At 57.6% G+C, this 17,920-nt stretch carries 16 protein-coding genes and 2 pseudogenes; 9 read left to right on the forward strand and 9 right to left on the reverse strand.

Going from position 1 to position 17,920, the window contains the following annotated elements; translation table 11 throughout:
* Positions 1–191 precede the first annotated feature (191 nt).
* The 4 genes from ACWGS9_RS28660 to ACWGS9_RS28675 all read right to left on the reverse strand — a co-directional run bounded on the left by ACWGS9_RS28660 (position 192) and on the right by ACWGS9_RS28675 (position 4,382).
* Positions 192–656 (reverse strand): RidA family protein, encoded by a 465-nt coding sequence (locus tag ACWGS9_RS28660; RefSeq protein ID WP_454508401.1) that lies wholly within the window; start codon positions 654–656, stop codon positions 192–194.
* A 110-nt stretch (positions 657–766) separates the two neighbouring features.
* Entirely contained in the window at positions 767–1,999 is a 1,233-nt protein-coding gene (locus ACWGS9_RS28665; protein WP_454508402.1) for a pyridoxal-phosphate dependent enzyme, read from the reverse strand.
* A 73-nt stretch (positions 2,000–2,072) separates the two neighbouring features.
* Positions 2,073–3,212, reverse strand: coding sequence for a M20 family metallopeptidase (locus tag ACWGS9_RS28670; protein ID WP_454508403.1), 1,140 nt, complete (start codon positions 3,210–3,212; stop codon positions 2,073–2,075).
* Positions 3,213–3,236: 24 nt separating this feature from the next.
* Positions 3,237–4,382 carry a M24 family metallopeptidase gene (locus ACWGS9_RS28675; RefSeq protein WP_454508404.1) on the reverse strand — a complete coding sequence of 382 codons (1,146 nt, stop codon included), beginning with the start codon at positions 4,380–4,382 and terminating at the stop codon, positions 3,237–3,239.
* A gap of 1,119 nt (positions 4,383–5,501) precedes the next feature.
* Between ACWGS9_RS28675 and ACWGS9_RS28680 the strand changes: the two genes are divergently transcribed.
* The 6 genes and pseudogenes from ACWGS9_RS28680 to ACWGS9_RS28705 all read left to right on the forward strand — a co-directional run bounded on the left by ACWGS9_RS28680 (position 5,502) and on the right by ACWGS9_RS28705 (position 8,454).
* The gene (locus ACWGS9_RS28680) at positions 5,502–6,074 is read left to right on the forward strand and encodes a helix-turn-helix domain-containing protein (RefSeq protein WP_454508405.1); all 573 of its coding nucleotides are present in this window, start codon (positions 5,502–5,504) and stop codon (positions 6,072–6,074) included.
* A 370-nt stretch (positions 6,075–6,444) separates the two neighbouring features.
* Positions 6,445–7,017, forward strand: a pseudogene (locus ACWGS9_RS28685) (plasmid pRiA4b ORF-3 family protein); the annotation flags it as partial.
* A 64-nt stretch (positions 7,018–7,081) separates the two neighbouring features.
* Positions 7,082–7,315 carry a hypothetical protein gene (locus ACWGS9_RS28690; protein ID WP_454508406.1) on the forward strand — a complete coding sequence of 78 codons (234 nt, stop codon included), beginning with the start codon at positions 7,082–7,084 and terminating at the stop codon, positions 7,313–7,315.
* An 86-nt stretch (positions 7,316–7,401) separates the two neighbouring features.
* Entirely contained in the window at positions 7,402–7,656 is a 255-nt protein-coding gene (locus tag ACWGS9_RS28695; protein WP_454508407.1) for a hypothetical protein, read from the forward strand.
* Entirely contained in the window at positions 7,653–8,129 is a 477-nt protein-coding gene (locus ACWGS9_RS28700; RefSeq protein ID WP_454508408.1) for a hypothetical protein, read from the forward strand. The genes ACWGS9_RS28695 and ACWGS9_RS28700 overlap by 4 nt, the downstream gene beginning before the upstream one ends.
* Positions 8,130–8,145: 16 nt before the next feature.
* Positions 8,146–8,454, forward strand: a complete 309-nt coding sequence (locus tag ACWGS9_RS28705) for a hypothetical protein (protein WP_454508437.1) — start codon at positions 8,146–8,148, stop codon at positions 8,452–8,454.
* Between the two features lie 24 nt (positions 8,455–8,478).
* On the opposite strand, the pseudogene ACWGS9_RS28710 reads toward ACWGS9_RS28705, so the two are convergent.
* Together ACWGS9_RS28710 and ACWGS9_RS28715 are read right to left on the reverse strand one after the other, a co-directional pair.
* Positions 8,479–8,900: pseudogene (locus tag ACWGS9_RS28710) on the reverse strand (IS66 family transposase); the annotation flags it as partial.
* Positions 8,901–8,903: 3 nt separating this feature from the next.
* Positions 8,904–9,194: a hypothetical protein gene (locus ACWGS9_RS28715; RefSeq protein WP_454508409.1), complete on the reverse strand. Its 291-nt coding sequence runs from the start codon at positions 9,192–9,194 to the stop codon at positions 8,904–8,906.
* Here ACWGS9_RS28715 and ACWGS9_RS28720 point away from each other — a divergent pair.
* Entirely contained in the window at positions 9,184–10,083 is a 900-nt protein-coding gene (locus ACWGS9_RS28720; protein ID WP_454508410.1) for an HNH endonuclease, read from the forward strand. The genes ACWGS9_RS28715 and ACWGS9_RS28720 overlap by 11 nt on opposite strands.
* Positions 10,084–10,157: 74 nt before the next feature.
* Here the strand turns inward: ACWGS9_RS28720 and ACWGS9_RS28725 are convergent, their stop codons facing one another.
* Positions 10,158–10,724 (reverse strand): T4SS efffector SepA family protein, encoded by a 567-nt coding sequence (locus ACWGS9_RS28725; protein WP_454508411.1) that lies wholly within the window; start codon positions 10,722–10,724, stop codon positions 10,158–10,160.
* A 430-nt stretch (positions 10,725–11,154) separates the two neighbouring features.
* On the opposite strand from ACWGS9_RS28725, the gene ACWGS9_RS28730 reads away from it, so the two are divergent.
* Positions 11,155–12,141, forward strand: coding sequence for a hypothetical protein (locus ACWGS9_RS28730; protein ID WP_454508412.1), 987 nt, complete (start codon positions 11,155–11,157; stop codon positions 12,139–12,141).
* A gap of 8 nt (positions 12,142–12,149) precedes the next feature.
* A complete protein-coding gene (locus ACWGS9_RS28735) occupies positions 12,150–14,165 on the forward strand; it encodes an Eco57I restriction-modification methylase domain-containing protein (RefSeq protein WP_454508413.1) in 2,016 nt (671 codons plus the stop codon).
* A 143-nt stretch (positions 14,166–14,308) separates the two neighbouring features.
* Here the strand turns inward: ACWGS9_RS28735 and ACWGS9_RS28740 are convergent, their stop codons facing one another.
* Positions 14,309–14,971, reverse strand: a complete 663-nt coding sequence (locus tag ACWGS9_RS28740; protein WP_454508414.1) for a hypothetical protein — start codon at positions 14,969–14,971, stop codon at positions 14,309–14,311.
* A complete protein-coding gene (locus tag ACWGS9_RS28745) occupies positions 14,955–17,918 on the reverse strand; it encodes an HsdM family class I SAM-dependent methyltransferase (RefSeq protein WP_454508415.1) in 2,964 nt (987 codons plus the stop codon). Before ACWGS9_RS28745 ends, ACWGS9_RS28740 begins: the two co-directional genes overlap by 17 nt.
* Positions 17,919–17,920: the final 2 nt, after the last annotated feature.

Genomic DNA, 17,920 nt, shown 5'->3' on the forward strand with positions numbered 1-17,920 from the left:
TCCTGCAATGCCAAACCCGCGATCTTCCTCATTCAACAAGTCAGATCAACGGCTTGCGCATAGTTCACGGGCGACTATTTAGAGTAGCTGCTCTTGAACCCCTGGCTTATTGGCCCAACACTCATTGCGCTGTCGGTGCCAGTGGAAACGGCAGCAACCATGCCATCTGCGCGCGGCGTATGTCCTACTTTCTAGCTGATTTCTGCAAGCGCTTCGATTTCCACCGCCATCCCTGAAGGGAGGGCATGCGTGCCGGACGCAATCCGGATGTGCTTTCCGGCGTCACCCAAAATTTCGCAAAACAGGTCGGAAGCCGCGTTCAGCACCCGTGAGTGATTTCCGAAACTTGTTGTACAGCGCACCAGGCCGGCAATCCGAACCATCTGCCTTACCCTACCCAGGTCTCCGTCACATGCTTGGCGGAGTTGGCCCAATACATTGATGGCGCAAATCCTAGCGGCCTTCTTGCCATCCTCAAGAGTCAAATCGTGACCGACGACCCCTCTATATAGGAGTTGCCCATCTTTCCTGGGCCCTTGTCCGGCGACAAAGATCAAGGAGCCCGCACGGACGTAAGATAGGTAATTGCCTTGAGGCGGATTGACCGTCGGAATTGTTATCCCGAGGGCGGCCAATCGGGCATCAATCGGATTCATGTGACTTCGCACCTGACTCGGATCCAGTTCCCGCTATCGCCATCTCGGCCCCGCCAGAACGATCCACAACGTGCCCCGATACTCGCATCAGGAGACATCTACCTGCGCAGCTATCCCCAGCCGTCCAGTAATGCATCGAGCGCTTCCGTTCGGGCCGGTATCGACAATGCAGGCACACCAAGCGAAGCGACTTCCTGCGGCCATTTGATGCCAGCTGAGGTTAAGACAACGACCGTGATGGCGTCTGCAGGTATACGGCCTTCCGTAAGCAGGCGCCGTGCCGCAGCAAGCGGGACGCACGATGACGACTCCGCTATTAGACCGACAGAAGCATAAAGCCGCATGGCATCCTTGATCTCGGCATCGCTGGGGGAACATGCGAACCCCCCCGAACCCCGCACTGCCCGTAACGCGTGATCGCTGCAAACGCCCGCTCCGATCGAGATCGCCATCGTCTGCGCAGCTTCGATCTTTTCGACATGCTTGGAATCGGCTGCGAGCGCGCGCGCAAGTGGGTTCGCGCTTGCGGACTCACACCCCACAAGCCTTGGAATACGGTCGATAATGCCGAGCTCCCGCAGTTCGAGAAAACCCTTGTAAGTCCCATAGATATCGTCGCCGCTGCCAACCGGGATCAGCATATAGTCCGGCACGCGGCGGTGCATTGCGATCGCTATTTCGAATGCAATCGATTTGTAGCCTTGCAATCCGAACGGATTGCTGATCGGCGTCGGCAGCGAGCTTTTTGACGGATACCAACCCTTCTCCGTCACAAGATAAGAGAGGAGGTCAGCGCATGCGCGCCAGTCAGCGAAGACTGCGCGCCCATCATACGCCTTGACCATCTGACTGTAGATATCGGGCGTTTCATGTGGCAAGAATATGATGTTGCGCAAGCCGCCAGCCGACGCATAGGCCGAGGCCGAGGCACCGTGATTGCCGGTCGAGACCGCAGTTAAATGGCTGAAGCCGAATTCACGCGCCAAGCTTGTATTTACAGCGTTCAACCGATCTTTGAAGGACCAAGTTGGATTGGACGCTTCGTTCTTGATCAGGAGGTTTGGCATTCCGACCAAGGCATTCAGCCGCGAGTGACGCAAGAGGGGCGTGCCGCCTTCACCTAGCGTTACAAAATTGTCCGCGTTCTGAACCGCGAAAAATGGTGCGAATCTCGAAATATCTCCGCCCGAGCATTCAAAAGCGCTTGGTGGCACGTGTTTAATCGCTTCTCGGAGATCGACGTCTACGTCAAGCGGCGCGTGACAGGCATCGCAGGGGGTGAAGCGCGGCTTGAACGGATACTGTACGCCGCAGGATCGGCAAATGAGGATGCGGTCGACCATTTGAGTTTCTCAACGCGTTTGCCTAAGCTGACCAGCGATGCCCGAAGAGTTCCTCAGAGCTGTGCGAAGTCGCCTAGTATTTCTGCATGATTCTTCGGTAGATTTCTGAGGCTTTTTCAACCTCATCCAGATCAACATACTCGTCAACTGTATGTGCCTGAGCAGAACACCCGGGGCCCAGTACGATGCACTTTGCTCCGGCCAACTGGAGTTGGCTTGCGTCCGTGCCCCAAGGTGCTCCACGGAACGACCCACCTGTGCCTGCAATGTCACGGCACGCATCCGCAGCTACTTCTGCGATGCGCGATCCGATGGCCTCCTCAAGCGGAGGATCCTCGACAGCAGGAAGTATCGAACGCACCTGCAGGCCTTGATACTTCTGCCGTAAAGCGCTGAGAACCTTTTCCACCTCCGCGATCGCACCAGCCGGAGTCTCTTGTGGGACCAATCTGCGGTCCAGAAAAATCTCGCAGCGTGCGGGCACCGTACAAATATCGCTCCCACCTTGAATCAGGCTGATTGTTAACGACGGCGACCCAACTAGCGAGTGCTCGAAGCTCCCACGCAACTTGTCGCCGAGGCGTACAATCTCCGGAATAACGTTTGCCATGGCTGCTATTGCGTTCACGCCAAGCTCAGGTTTTGAGCTATGCGCTGCACGACCAACGGTTTCGATGCGCCAACGCACGGATCCCTTGTGCGCAACCACTATCTCAAGGTTGGTCGGCTCGCCCGCAACCGCGGCTTCGAAGCCGATCCCCGACTGTGCCAATGCTCGAGCCCCGGCCTTTTGATACTCCTCGTCAACGGTCCCGGCTACAAACACCGTAGCTCTCGGCTTATCTTTGCTCACGGTTACAAGAGCATGCAACATTGCAGCCAATGATGACTTCGTGTCGCAGGTTCCCCGCCCATACATGCGGCGGCCGTCTCGTTCCGCGGAAAATGGATCTCGCTGCCATCCCTCGGCCGGAACAGTGTCTAGATGGGCGTCGAAGAGAATGCGCTTATCCGGATCGGTGCCGCGCACCCAAGCGATAACGTTATCGCGTCCCTCGCTGACGGGCTGGAGCTTGAATTCAATTCCTTGGTCGCCACAAAATTTCGCGACGTAAGCAGCGACGGCTGCCTCACCGCTGCCCTTAAAAGAAAGGTTCGGATTGATACTTTCAACTCGAACCAACTCGGCAAGCAAATCCGACACATCGTACATGAGTAATCCCCCGATCTTATCCACTCAACCAGTGACGGGAATTGTCTCAGGCGCAGGAGTGCTCAAAAACTCGTAACCACTGTCGGTAACGGCGATTACTTCCTCAAGCTGAAAGCAGCCGAAAGGATGAACGATCCGGGGTTCAATATGCAAGACCATTCCAGGCTCGATTGTTGTAGAATCTTCTGATCGAATGGAGGGCGGCTCCGTTACATCAAGCCCGGACCCATGACCTATGCGCCCAGGACCCTTGAACGCGTTCTTCGCTATTTCAGAAATTGCAGCCAATGGAAGACCTGGCTTGACGGCCTCGATACACTTGCGCGTAACATCCCACACAACCTGGTAGGCTGACTTCTGCTTCTCGCTCGCGCGTCCTACAGCTGCCACGCGATTGTAGTCAGACCAGTATCCCCTGACGGTGACGCCCGCATCGCACCAAATTGTGTCTCCGACTTCGAGTTTGCGCTCTGTGGGTTCCATAGAAATTTTGTAGTAATTCCCCTCGCCGGAATTCAGAGGCAACCACTGCACCCTGTCTGCTCCGCCCTCTAACATAGCAATAGCCATGCGGCGCTGCAGGTCCCGCTCCGTCATTCCAGGCTGTGCAACAGACCAACCCTGACGGAATCCGTTCTCGTTGGCCGAACAAGCTTGCCGAATGTACTCAAGTTCTTTGTTGGATTTCGTCATTCTAGTCGCCCAAAGAATGGGCGAACCGTCGACAAAATCGACGTGAGGAACGAGCGTTTGCAGAGCGTTGAAGGATGTAACCGGCATACCCAATCGCATCTCACTGCCATAATCGACCCCGATCCGACTGCGATCAAGCTTAAGCTCTCTCACAATATCGGCGATGACGGGCAGGCCATCATCAGCAAATCCGTGCCAAGTACGAATGTCTTTAATCCAGGACGTATCGCGCGCAGTATATCCTTCACTTTCCGCAACGAGAATTACGGGTTCTTTTCCTTGCGGCAATATCGCAAACATTGGACGCGCATTGCTCACCCAATGCTGTGTACGGTGGCCCGTAAAATAGCGGCGATTGGCGTCACCCGTAAGCAAGAGCGCTTCGACATCATGCTCGCGCATTAGCCTCCAAGCACGCTGACACCGAGTCAGAAATTCATCCTTAGAAAAATCGGCAAGTGTCATGAGTTCTGACATAGTTGAGGTCCGGGTTAGAGTTACCGTTGCTAAGAGACGTGGGCGCCAAATGGCTTCCCAGGTTAGAGAATTGCAAAAAGATCAGGGCGCGAAGAATAGGCCACGTGGCCCTATCCCCACTTCACCAGCGATACGAGTTCCCGCGTGGAGCAGCTCAAGAACCGCAGCCAACAGGGAAACCGCCGTCAGTTAAATCCCATGCCTCGCTGTTTTCCTCGTACGAAAATAGCCTTCGTCGGACGAAAAGTCTTGCCTCACTAACGAAGTCGGTGTCAATAGCCCGAGGAGAATTTTTTCCAGGGGCTAACCGTCAGGCGGCTGGACGCCATGCTTGTCAGCCAGGAATAAACTCGCGGGGACATTTTGATAACCGCGAGGAGACGTGTTTCGGCGAGAGAGGCGGCTACAAGGCGCCAGCCTTCTCCAACCCTCGCCCCTGCAATCGGCGGCTGATCCAAGCTGAAAGCGCGCTTAATTACCGGTGGACAGCGAAGCTTTCTGACCTGCCGGTGCACTGACACTCAGCTTGACCGCCGATCGGACGCACATCGCAAATCCAGCACTCAAGAAGCGCCGTGGGGGCGCGAAGCGCTCAGCAGCGCCATGCCGCCTGATACGTGCTTAGTAGCTGTCGAGACGGCAACCAAAAGGGGTCAGCCGTCCCTGCCTGTCAGCATCTGGCGCTTGCGCCCGCCACGGGGCAATTGGGTCGAAGCGCGCGTTCCAGCCACGCCGAACCCTTCGGCAGGCAACCGGCGCGTCCATTATGGCCGCCCCTCTTCCACTATGTGCACACGCTGCGACACAGCTTCGCGCCGCCTTCCGGATAATCATCGAGTTCGCCCGGTTGGCGGTCGCGGATTATGGGGGCCGAGACCTTCGCCTTTCCGCGCTTACCTGCTACCGCAGTTGCACCCGGGATGGTCGCAAAACGCAAAACGGAAGGGAGACGCCTGACGCCGGCTCTTGCCATTGGCGGGTTTTTGTTCTGTACAAAGAAGAAGTCTTCAAAAAGGTAGAAGTGCGATGGCTCGAACGTTAAAGCCCAAGAACTTAAGTACCGTCAAACCGCCGGAGGACATAGATCCGTCCATAGACGCGTCGGTCCGGGATAACCTTTTGCCGCTCGGACTCGAAGCTGGAATAGGTGCCGAGGTGCGCCGGCTACGGAAATTGCGCGACTTGACGGTCACCGAACTAAGCGCAGCGGCCGGAGTTTCAATAGGGACGCTGTCGAAAATTGAGAACGGTACTATGGGTGCGTCGGTCACAACACTCTATGCGCTTGCACAGGCCTTAAATGTGCCGATTAGCCAGCTGTTCGTCGAAACCGAGGAGCGACGCGACTGTTCGTTCGTCAAAGCCGGCACAGGGGTTGAGATCGTCCGAGGTGGCACCAAAGCCGGACATCTCTACCAGTTGCTCGGCTGTGCGCTGGTGGGCGCCGTCGGCGTCGATCCCTATTTGGTCACGCTGAGCAACGACGCTGTACCCTATAGCGGGTTTCGCTATGCAGGTATTAGGTTCGTCTACATGCTTTCCGGAAAAGTCGTTTATCGACATGCCGACAGGACGTATGTCCTTGAACCGAATGACGCAATGGTGTTCGACGCCGGCGCGCGTCACGGCCCGGAACAGTTGCTGCAAACTCCGATACAGTATCTTTCCGTCAACATCTATAGTCGGGTTTAGGTCCTGCGTAACGGAGCCATACGGTTTTGCGCATCAGCCCCGGGCAAACCAGGCGATACTGGCTAATTTTCTTTCGGGTAGCCGGCCTCGTCCGATAACTTTCCGCTGAGAGGGGGACGGCGTCGCAAAAAGGTGCCAGCGTCATCGCTCATACCGGCCGGTACTTGGCGGCGCCGCAGTTGTACAAAACGGCGTTGATCGGTTTACCGTCCAGCCTCGGTCCTCCCCGATCCGTCACGCTTCAGGCAAAAAAGCCGCCTGGCCCTTGTCGGGGAGCATGAAAAAGCTGGGGGCGCCGCTGGCTTTCCGTTAGCTTGGCCGTCATGTCCTACGTTGCAGCGTCCGTCGTGTATCAGCTCAAGTTGAGCTTGCGCGGCATCTCACCGATGATCTGCGCCGGCTGCTCGTGCCGGCGGACCTAACGCTGTATGGACTACACCGCGTCGTCCAGATTGCGTTCGGCTGGGAGGGCTACCATCTCCATGCATTCAAGCTGCAGGGCCGCCGCTACGGCACGATGTGGGCGGGCGAGCGCCACCGTGACGCGGGGGGCGGCGAGATCATGCTCGCCGATCTCCAACTGCGCGTGCGCCAGCGCATCCACTACGAATATGATATCGGCGATCTGTGGGAGCACGAGATCCGGGTCGAGGCCAAGTTCGAACGCGATGGCGGCAAGGTCTACCCGGTCTGCATCGCCGGCGCGCGTGCCGGCCCACCCGAAGATATCGGCGGTCCGAGGGGCTATGAGGCGCTTCTCGATCGGGTCCGCTTCGGCGACATCGGCCGGCTGCTTCGCGCAGATGATGGAGAAGATGTCGACGAGGAATTCGAGGACGATGATGCACTAAGCGCCTTCGAACCCGAGCGCTTCAGCCGGCGCGAGGTGAACGCCGAACTGAAACGCGAACTGGTGGGCGCGGACAAGCACTCAGAGAGTTGACCTCATCCGACTGTCCGGTGACAGGCGACCGTCCGCGTGTTTCCATCTCAGAGAAGGAGGGGGCATGCGATTTACCATTCAACTCGTGACCGATCCCGGCGACGCGACGTTCCAGACGCGTGAGATCGTCAGCATTGATCGACTGGACGGGGTGCTGTCAAACGATGATCTTGGCCTGACGCTGGGCGAGGCGAAGGCGATGCTAGCCGCGCTCCAGGTGGCATCACGGAAACGCAGATCCTCGACCTCGCCCGTCGCGAGCGGCCCTGTCCGTGTTGCCACCGGCTCCGGCGGCTGAAGGACAAGCGCACAATCACCATGCGCACGTGCTTCGGCAAGCTCGCGCTGCCGAGCCCACGATATGGATGCTGCCGATGCCAAGCTGTGCCCGGCGTCATCGCGCCTGTCGTGGCCGCTCTACCTGAACGCGTTACGCCCGATCTTCTTGCGCTCGAGGCACGTTGGGCTTCGCTCGCGGCCTACGGTGTCGCCGCCGCACTGCTGGCCGACGTATTGCCGATCGGCGAGGCCGTGAACGCCTCGACGATCAGGAACGATGTGATGCGCGCCGCTGAGCGTCTCGAAGCTGAGCTCGGTCCCGAGCAGGCGATGTTCGCGAGCGGATGCCAGGCCGAGTGAACGAAATGCCGATCCCCGGCCCGCCGGTCACGATCGGCATCGACGGTGGCTATGTGCGCAGTTGGACCGATAGGCTGGCGAACTTCGAGGTGATTGTGGGCAAATCTGTGCCGGAGGAAGGACCGGTTCGCCGGTTCGGGTTCGTGACCGGCCACGACGAGAAGCCGAAGCGTCGGCTGCACGAGTTGCTGGTCAGCCAGGGCATCGCGATGAACCAGGAGGTGGCGTTCATGTCAGATGGCGGCGACAGCGTGCGCGACCTCCAGCTCTATATGCGTCCCAACGCAGATCATGTTCTTGACTATTTCCATATCGCCATGCGCATCACCGTGCTCCAACAGACCGCCGCTCAGCACCGCGGCCCCGGCGATTATAGAGGTGCCCGAAAGTGTGAGACGATATCTCTGGCACGGCAATCTCAGACGAGCGCTCAGCCTCGTCGAAGACCTCGACGACGGACTCGAGCGTCTTGACGATCCACCGCCCGAAGTGCGGAAGCTGCGACGCCACCTTGGCGAGTTCAGCGGCTACATCACCAACAATGCCGGATTCATCCCGAACTACGCCGAGCGACGCCGCTATGGCGAGTCGGTTTCGACCGCCTTCGTCGAATCAATAGTCAACCAGGTGATCGCCAAGCGTTTCGCCAAAAAACAGCAGACGCAATGGACGCCCCGTGGCGTCCATCTGCTCATGCAACTGCGAACCCGCGTCCTCGACGGCATCCTCGACAGCGATTTCAAGCGGTGGCGCAATGAGCGGCGATCGCCACCGAACGAGGCGAAAATGGCGGCGTGATACCCCCAGCTTTTTCATACTCCCCAGGTCGGTGATGTCGGCGTCTGTGGCGCGCTGCGGCAATTCGCTGAGGACGTGGCGCAAGTACGCCAAGGGCTCGAGGCGCGGCAGGTCAGCATCAGGCTGTATATGACGGCGCTGGCCCTGGCTCCATCCACGGTATCGCTGAACAGCCAGGATTTTCTGCCGGTGGCAAAGATTCTGATATCGCGTTCGAGAAGGTTGTTGTCGATCGGCATCCTGCCGTCTTCTTTGTATCGCGTCAGGTATTCCCACTGGTTCAGAGTGTAGGGCACCGCGTCGCCGATCTTGCTATCGGGCAAGACCTTCGGCGCGATGTGGTCGAGCCATGTCTTGAGGGCATTGAGGATGGGAACGCTGTGTTGCTGGCGAAAGCGGCGAATGCAATCGGCTTGTGTTTCGCCCTTGTCCGGCCTTTCGTTCCGCGCTTAGCCGTCTCTTCCGGTTCGTTGCGTCTGGCCGCCTCCTCGATCCGGCTCCAGTGCCGGCGCAAGGACCATCCACGCATGGCGATCGGCATCCCAGGAGGCAAACGGCACGGTGCGGGAATAGGGCGTCACCACCTCCAAATGATCATCAGGGCGCAGAAGATACTTTGAGACGATGGGATCAAAGACAAAGGCGTCGCGGTCTTTGAGGTCGGCATGGATTTGCGTCTGCGAAAGCTTGCCGCTTGCCGAAACAGTTCGCACGATGCAACGTCGCGCAATGGTCAGCATCTTCGTGGGCGTCACCGACAATGATTGGTTCGAGTATCTCTCGGCTCGTCAGGTCGAGGAGGTAAACTTTTGGGCTCCAAGTGGCCGTACCAATTTTCGCGCTTTGCAACCCGGCGAATTGTTCCTGTTTAAGCTGCATTCGCCCCAGAACTTCATTGTCGGCGGCGGAATCTTTTCCCACGCGTCGCTGCTTCCGCTCTCGATCGCTTGGGAGGCATTCGGCGAAAAGAATGGGGTTGATTCAGCTAAAGAGATGCGGCGCCGCATCGGTCGGTATCGAACCGGCGACCCCCGCGTGGATCCCACAATTGGCTGTCGCATCCTGACCAACCCGTTTTTCTGGGCCCGAGACAACTGGATTGCGGTGCCAGAGAGCTGGTCCCGCAATATTGTGGTCGGACGTGGCTACGACACGGACGAAGCAGATGGCGCCAAGCTTTGGGCTGCGGTGATGGATCGCGCCAGTCTCGCATTGCCTGCCTCGTCTGACCGCTACGGGACTCCGATTTTGGTTCGTCCGCGGCTGGGTCAAGGCGCATTCAGGATATTGGTCACAGACGCCTATGGTCGACGTTGCGCGGTCAGCGGCGAGAAAACCCTCCCCATACTTGATGTCGCTCACATTCGATCCTATGCGGAAGGCGGAGAGCACGAAGGTCCAAACGGTCTCCTGCTGCGAACTGATATCCATAAGCTGTTTGACCTGGGGTACGTAACAGTGGACACGGACCTGCGCTTTGTAGTGAGCGGCCGGCTCAAGGCAGACTTTGACAACGGCAAGCACTACTATGACCTGAACGGTACGACGCTGCAGTCGCCGATCCTGGCTTCAGCCCTTCCTTCGTCCAGCTCGCTGGAGTGGCATCGCCATAACAAGTTCCTGGGGTAGCTGAGCCTCCCTGGCTCGCATGTATCATCGTCTAACCTATGCTTTGTGCCAACTGCAGGCATTCCTCTTGGCCTTCAGCTCTTGGGAGGTGAGTTTAGAACGGCGGTTCGGCCTGGATGTTGAGCCTTCGGATTCTGGCGCCACCAAAACTCAACCGTAACGGGGATGCGCCACTTTTTGGCCAAGCGGTCGATCTCTTTCCATGCGTCGGAAGCGGACTGACCCTGCACCGAAATACCTAGGTCTGGGTGATACTTGAACCCCTCGTCCTCGAACTTGGCGGCTTTGGCAGGGATCCCCAATTCACGGACAAGCTTTTCACCGTCGAGGCCTTTTGACTTTAGTTGAGCAATCATCGTGATCAGAATCGATGACCATCTTGGGCTAGGGATCGCCTTTCCGTTGATGGTCGCCGACAACGGTTTCGTGAAAGCCAGACCGGGCGCTACGTCGAATTGCCTGGCACCTCCCTCTGAGACAATGGCTTCATGGGGCTCATGCTCACGCTCCAAGCCGAGCTGGTCCATCGCCTCCTTCACGACACGATCCAGCGTATCGGCGGGCGTTTTCGTGCCAAACCAACTTGCTATGAGCTTCAGATCGGCAAAGGTGGCATCGTTAATTCTCACTACGGGCATCATGGGACTCTTCTGCGGCTTCGATAGGAGATATGTTACATATCTGACTGCCAAATTGCAAGAGGGCATGTTACATATTCCCTTACGGCTGACGATTCACTTAAATTGCATCTTTCAGCGTTCGCTGAACGTGACAGTCCGGACGAAATGACGCCAATGTCAGCAACCTAAGTGTGCTGCATCAAGCAAGGTTAGGTTGAAATCCGCCCAACACGATGAGCGGGGAAGGGGCAGCCGTGCCCGATTCGCTATGCGATCATGCGAAACAACGCGGCCGCAACGGGCAGATCCTCGCGCGAAAATCAGGTACCGGCTCGCCGAGCAATATTTCGTGCTTTCGCGCCTCGCCGCCGGATGCGAGAAGATGGTGCGCGTTCTATGGTCGCCGATAATCACCCCGATATGATCGCCAGGTAGGGTAGCAGAGATCAATATGCCGACTTCCATCCACGATACTTTCGCCCGGCTTGTCACTCGCGACACCCGGCGCACCGAAGCAGAAATACAGGCAGATGTGCGTCAATTTATTCTCGATGCCCCATTCGAACTTGAAGAGGATGACCTATCCCTTGTCCAGCTGGAGTCGCAGTTGGGTGACCGTCGGCGAATCGACGTGGAAGTCGGGGCAACTGTCATCGAGGTTAAGCGCGACCTCCGCACCGAGCGTATAAAAAGAGAGGCGGAAGAGCAGCTTGCCGGCTATGTGGCATTGCGGGCTAAACAAACGGGTTTGCGATATGTCGGTATCCTGACCGACGGTACGGGCTGGTACTGCTATCATCTGGTCGATGAGGAATTGCGTCAGGTTTCAGACCTCAGCCTTGAAGCGAGCGAGATTGAGCAACTGGTCGTGTGGCTCGAGGGTGTCCTTGCGACCACCCACGGGCTTGTTCCTACAGCCGACGCAATCGAGGCCCGTCTCGGCTCTACCAGCAGCGCCTATGTGCTAGACAGGGCCACTCTCTCAGCCATCTACCAGCGCAACCGGGATGAGCCGAGTGTCATAATGAAGCGCACTCTCTGGGCGCGCCTTCTGACATCCGCCCTTGGTACCCAGTTTGAGGACAGCGACGACCTGTTCATCGAGCATACGCTGCTCGTAAACTCAGCCGAGATCATTGCTCATGCAGTTCTTGGCCTTCATCCAGAGACCATCACACCTGTTGCCCTTCTCGGTGGCGAACGATTTGACGAAAGCGGAATTTACGGTGTCGTTGAACCCGACTTCTTCGATTGGATCGTTGAGATCGAGGAGGGTCGCGTCTTTGTCCGCACACTGAGCCGCCGGCTCGCGCGCTTTGACTGGAGCGCCGTCGAGCAGGACGTCCTCAAAGTGCTGTATGAGAGCATTATAGGCGCAGAGACGCGCAAGCGCCTGGGCGAATACTATACCCAGACTGGCTCGCTCACATCGTTGTAGAAGAAACGGTGAGTGCGCCGCTAACGCAGCGTGTTCTCGATGCCGCGTGCGGGTCCGGAACGTTCCTTTTCCATGCCATCCGCCGCTATATAGCGGCAGCCGAGCGCGTGGGCATGACGGTATCGGAGCAGATCAACGGAGTGACGCGCCATGTCATCGGCATGGACCTGCATCCCGTTGCGGTCACATTGGCGCGTGTCACCTACCTCTTGGCGATCGGCCGAGACAGGCTAGTCAATCCGTACAGAGCGACGATCCAGATTCCCGTCTATCTTGGCGATTCCCTCCAGTGGCAGGAACAGTCGCGCGATCTTTGGAGCGCCGGCAATCTCACAATCCATGCAGATGATAATCGCGAGTTGGTCGCCTCCGAACTTCGATTTCCCGATGCGCTTCTGGACGATGCCGCTCGGTTCGATGAATTGGTCAATGAGCTGGCTAACCGAGCCGCGAACCGCCGCTCTGGTGCGGCAGTACCGTCACTGAATTCCGTCTTTCAGCGCTTGGCAGTTCCGCAGCAGCACCGAGCGGTGATTGAAGGAACATTTCGCACCATGTGCCGCCTCCATGACGAGGGGCGCGATCACATCTGGGGCTACTACGTCCGTAACCTCGCGAGACCAATGTGGCTCGCGCGTGAAGCCAATCGCGTGGATGTTCTCATCGGCAACCCACCCTGGTTAGCCTACCGAAACATGACGGCCGGTATGCAGGCCGCCTTCCGGCGCATGTCGGAAGAACGTGGCCTATGGGCCGGGGCAGAACTGGCAACTCAGCAAGACTTGGCTGGTCTTTTCGCGGTTCGAGCGTGCGAGCTTTATGTGCGTAATGGAGGCAACTTTGGCCTTGTGCTGCCAAACACTGCTATCGACCGCGACCACTACGGAGGATTTCGTTCGGGCCGTTATGGGGACGCAACGGTCGGCATGGCGATCGCTTTTTCGTCGCCTTGGGATTTGCGGCGGATCAGGCCCCACTTCTTTCCGCGAGCGTCAAGCGTGGTGTTCGGCTCCCGAGCAGACGGACGCCCGGTGTCTATGCCGGAAGAGGCGCAAATCTGGACGGGCCGCCTACCAACGTCGAATGCGCACTGGGAGCAAGCCAGTGCCGCCCTCTCTCGCAGTGACGGAAGACTGCGCCGCAGTGGCACGCTGAGCCGCTCGCCCTATGCGCCCGCGTTTTCGCAGGGCCCAAATTTCTCTCCACATTTCATGTTTAATGTGGAGCACCAACCGTCGACCACGCTGGGCATTCCTGCTGGACGTACTGCTATTCGATCCTGTCGTAGCATCCACGAGAAGCGGCCGTGGCGATTGCTGGATGGACTATCCGGAGTGGTTGAGTCCGAGTTTATTCGCCCCAGCTACAACGGAGATAGCGTATTTCCATACCGGGTTGCCGGATCCACTCTGGTCGTTCTCCCTTGCGGGCGAAATGGTCCACTCTCTGAGGATCAGATTGAACTGAGCCCAGGACTTCATCAATGGTGGGATCGTGCAAGCGCGCTCTGGGAAGAAAATAAGAGCACCGACGGCATGAGCCTGATGCAGCGAATTAACTATCAGTCGGGCTTAGCGAAGCAATTCCCGATACCGGCGATCAAAGTCGTTTACAATCGAGCTGGAATGCATCTTGTTGCTGCGAAGGTAACTGATAGACGGGCCGTTGTCGCGAATGGGCTCTATTGGGCGTCAGTGCGTACTGAAGTTGAAGCGGACTATCTCTGCACTATCCTAAATGCCCCTATCACAACCGACCTCGCCCGCCCATTGATGTCCTACGGCAAGGACGAGCGCGACATTCACAAACATGTTTGGGAACTGCCGATCCCTTCCTTCGACGAAACCAACCCTGTGCATCAGCGACTATCGGAACTCGGCGCGGGGGCCGAGCAAATCGCCGCGACCTTCGCCATCAACCCTGATCTGCACTTTGCGGCTACTCGCCGCCATATCCGACAGCTCATCGAAGGAACGCCGGCGGGGCGAGAAATCAACGACATTGTGTATGAATTGATCTCGTGAGGCCTGGTGCAGAAGCGCAGGTCGAGAACAATCCTTCTTTCGTCGTCCACTGCTCGAATATGCGAAGATGGAGCGGACTCAGGACCTGCTCGAGTGGAATTCGGGGTACACGACCCTGCGGGCCACAGCCCTGACACCAGTGGCTAAATTGCAGCGGCGGCGGGTACCATATTTACTAAAATGTGGCGGAGCTTAATCGGCGCTCCGTTGGCTTGCTGGAGGTGGCTTTCGTGGATTGACAGGGCATGCTCGTGGGAACCTGCCACTGCTAACGCTGCAGGTGCCCCGTACGTCTGCTGAAGTCGCTGATTGAGCATGTCGACGATTTGCTCGCCCGGGAGAGAAAGAGCGTAGCCGAGCATGAAGCCCCAGGCGTGACCCACTGCATATTGCCCGTTTGTAAAGCGAATGACGCCCTGTGTAACGTATCGGCCGTTAAGCTGATTGTAGGCACTCCCAGCGCCAACTCGTTTACATTCTACGCCAACATAGTCCTCTTCGTTTCCGAATTGGCGCAAGAACTTCAGTGTGATGTCGATTCGCCCCGCTATCTCCGCTCCCTCGGAGGACATGTCGTCGATTTCCACCTCGCCGGCCGCCTCCAGATTCGTAAGTCCCAGCTCGCGCTTGATCCGCTTCATGGCCTTTCTGACAATAATGGTTATGGGCACCTCAAGAAGCCCGGGAGTAAGGTACTGACGAGCCTCGCGCGCGCCTTTGCAAATGAGATCGATCACGGTGTCGATCTCATCATCCTCAAGTGAAAACGACGGAGTGCCTGCCGGCTTATCAACTGTGAGCCGCATGCGACGCCTTGAGCCAATGGTCGGCAAGAATGATGTCGGCATCATTGAGACCGGCCGTGCGGGTCCAGTACCTCGCCTCGGACGGCTTTACCACAAACAGACTATCACCAAGATAAAGCCGCAGATTGCGACGCTCATTAAGATAGGCGGGGAGTTCGGTCTTCATCCATCCCTTTAGCTGCGTTGCGAGCGCTTGGAGGTCGGCATCTTCTCCCTTCTTTATGGCCGGCTCGCGGGGCGGAGCGCCGCTTCCCATCCGAAACCGTACGGCTGTGAGCCCACCGGCCCCATCTGCCCAGTTGGCGCTGATCAATGATTTTGAAAAGACCGCGGCCTCCAAGTGCCTAGCGCCCTTCGTTCGCAGGTAGCTGTCGACGACGCTCGCGACCGCCGACGCGTAGGCGCACAGCGGTTCGCGGTTGGGCGGCTTCACAAATGCCCGACGGCGGTTCCTACCTTCAAAGATCATCATCCGGGCGCGCTCAATGCTGTCTCTAGCCAAAACCAGCTCGAACCGATCGAACTCGTAAAGGTCCGCGACGGCATTATCGAGGGCCTCCAAATGCACTAAGGACGGATCGTTTGCGGCAGTTATCTCGGCTTCAGCAACACGCTGCAAAGTCGACTCTTCTGCCTTCTGCAGGTCTGGTATGCGTAGCGAGAGCAAATCCTTCGGTTCTACCGTCGATCGTTCTAGACCCCACGCGCCTCCACCATAGGCAAGCTGAAACGTAGTGACGCACGAATTCAGTATGCCAGAAAGAATTGGTGCAAGTTTCGGATCATGGTCAGCAAAGGAGATGCCGTAGAAGCTTTCTGTGAAAAGCATATCCGAATCAGAAAGCGCGGCGCTGTACCGTCCTTCTTCGGCCCCGGCCTTGAAGCTCGCTTTCGGGCAAACCAGCAGCGGTCCACGATAGATGGTTTCGCCACGGACGCGATGCAGTGTCGGCTGCTCAAACAATGGCAACGACGCCACGTCGATCCTAAACGGCTCGTAGTCGTCGGGTGTGAGGGTCGTCAGCTGATAAAAATGCTCCGGCGGAAGGTTTGGTTTTCCCTCTACCTGGTAGCCTTGGCCCCGCCCAACGCTTGGAGCAATGCCAATCGCACCCAGAATCGTTCCGAACGTAGGAAATTCACGCTCGAGTCGTTCAATCAGCCAGCTATCGCGCACTGAACCGAAGGTGGCAGCCTTCAGCATCGCGGGGGTCCGGAGCACCCTCTTAAGGGGGATCGTGCGTAGTTCGCTTGGCCCGACCTGAAAGTGGCCGTTGCGGATAAAGTCCGGCGTCCACGGAATAGATCCCACGAGCAGTTGATCTGCGGCTGGCATCAATGAACACCTGGCGAACAACAGCAGGGCCGGGCCGGTTGCATCTGGAAACAGATATTCCTTGCGCAGCGCTGAAAGGTTAACCAATGCGGCCGGCTTCAAACGTCCTAGTAGCGCCGCCCGTGCTTCGACAGCATGATCATCTTTTGAGAAGAAGGGCGAAGCCTTCATCACCATGCCGAGTCGCCCTGTCTCCCCGGCGAGGTCCGTCGCGACATCGAGGAATGCCCAATCCGGGCTTCGGCGTGGTCGAAGCGTACGAACAGCGCCCTTCTTTCTCGGCTTGGCCTTCTTGCTCTTATCGAAAGTCCAGGGAGGATTTCCGACCACGGCGTCGAAAGGCTGCTCGAGCAACGCTGTCGGCAAATCGCCGCCGACTGTGTCAGCTTCGAACAATGTCGTCCCGATCAGCTTATCAAATTTGAGGTCTCCAATGTCGGTTACGGGCTCTTCATCGAACTCAAGAGCGGCAAGATACAGGCTGAAGGCGGCAATTCCGAGCGCGGATGGGTTGATGTCGATACCGAACAATTGATGGTAAAGAATATCACGGACGATTGATCGCGATGCCCTTTCATTTCCGCAACGGCGCCATACGAGGCGGCGGAATGCCTCAACCAAGAAGGCACCTGACCCACAAGTCGGATCAATGACTCGAGCGGTCGCGGTCAAATTCTCGAAAACGGGATCGAGGGTCAGGTGCACGAGTTCAACGGGCGTGTAGTGAAGTCCCTGCAAACGCGCCTTTTCCTCTGCGCTCGAGCGGGCAAACTGCTGATAGATAGAGCTGATCAGATTGACTGGAATTGCGTCGAACCGGAAGCGAAACAGGCGGCCTTGACCCTGATTTTCAGGAATCAGACTACGCCCTTCGATAAAGTCCCTGAGAAGTGAAAGATGTGCGTCACCGAGGCGCATGCGCTCAGCGCCGGGATCATCCATCGGGAACAGGTCCCCATTAAACGTCTCTCTCAACCAGTCAAAAAGCTCGAATGCGGTATCAGACGTCGCCATGATCGTCGAGAGATCGGCGGGCAGAGCAGCTGGCAAGAACGACTGAGCAACGCCGCGATCAAGCAAATACCAAGTAAAGATGCATCGGCCAATGAGACGTTGAGCCAAATCGCGCGCCGCCGCGACTTCCGCGGCGCCGTCGAGACGGACCGTCGAGTCCGTCGGCGGCAGTACTGTCAGTCCCTGTTCGAGCGCATTTATCTCACCAAGCAATTCGCGATCGACGCGGTACTGACGATCAATCTTCTTGCCGATGACGCTTGACCAGAATGCACCCGTTTCGGTCGCAAGGCGGCCGCACATGGCATCGAGAGCGCGCAACCGATCGTCGACGGCAAGGTCAAACCGCTCAAGCGGTGTCGCCGCAGAGCCTCCTTTCCCCTGTCGTGGCGATGCATAACAGTCGAAGAGACGGACTTCTGTAGGCGTGATGATCCACAGCAGTGGTGCAAGCCCGATGTTCCAAGCTGCCTCATGCCAGCGAGCGATATCACTTTCACTCGGGTTAGCATCGCCAGAATCTTTGAAGATGCCGGCGGCACTGTTCTGCGCCGTAAACACAGCATCTGCCTCAAGCCCGATCCTCTGGTCCTTCATCA

The organism is Mesorhizobium sp. Arg314, from assembly GCF_053714275.1.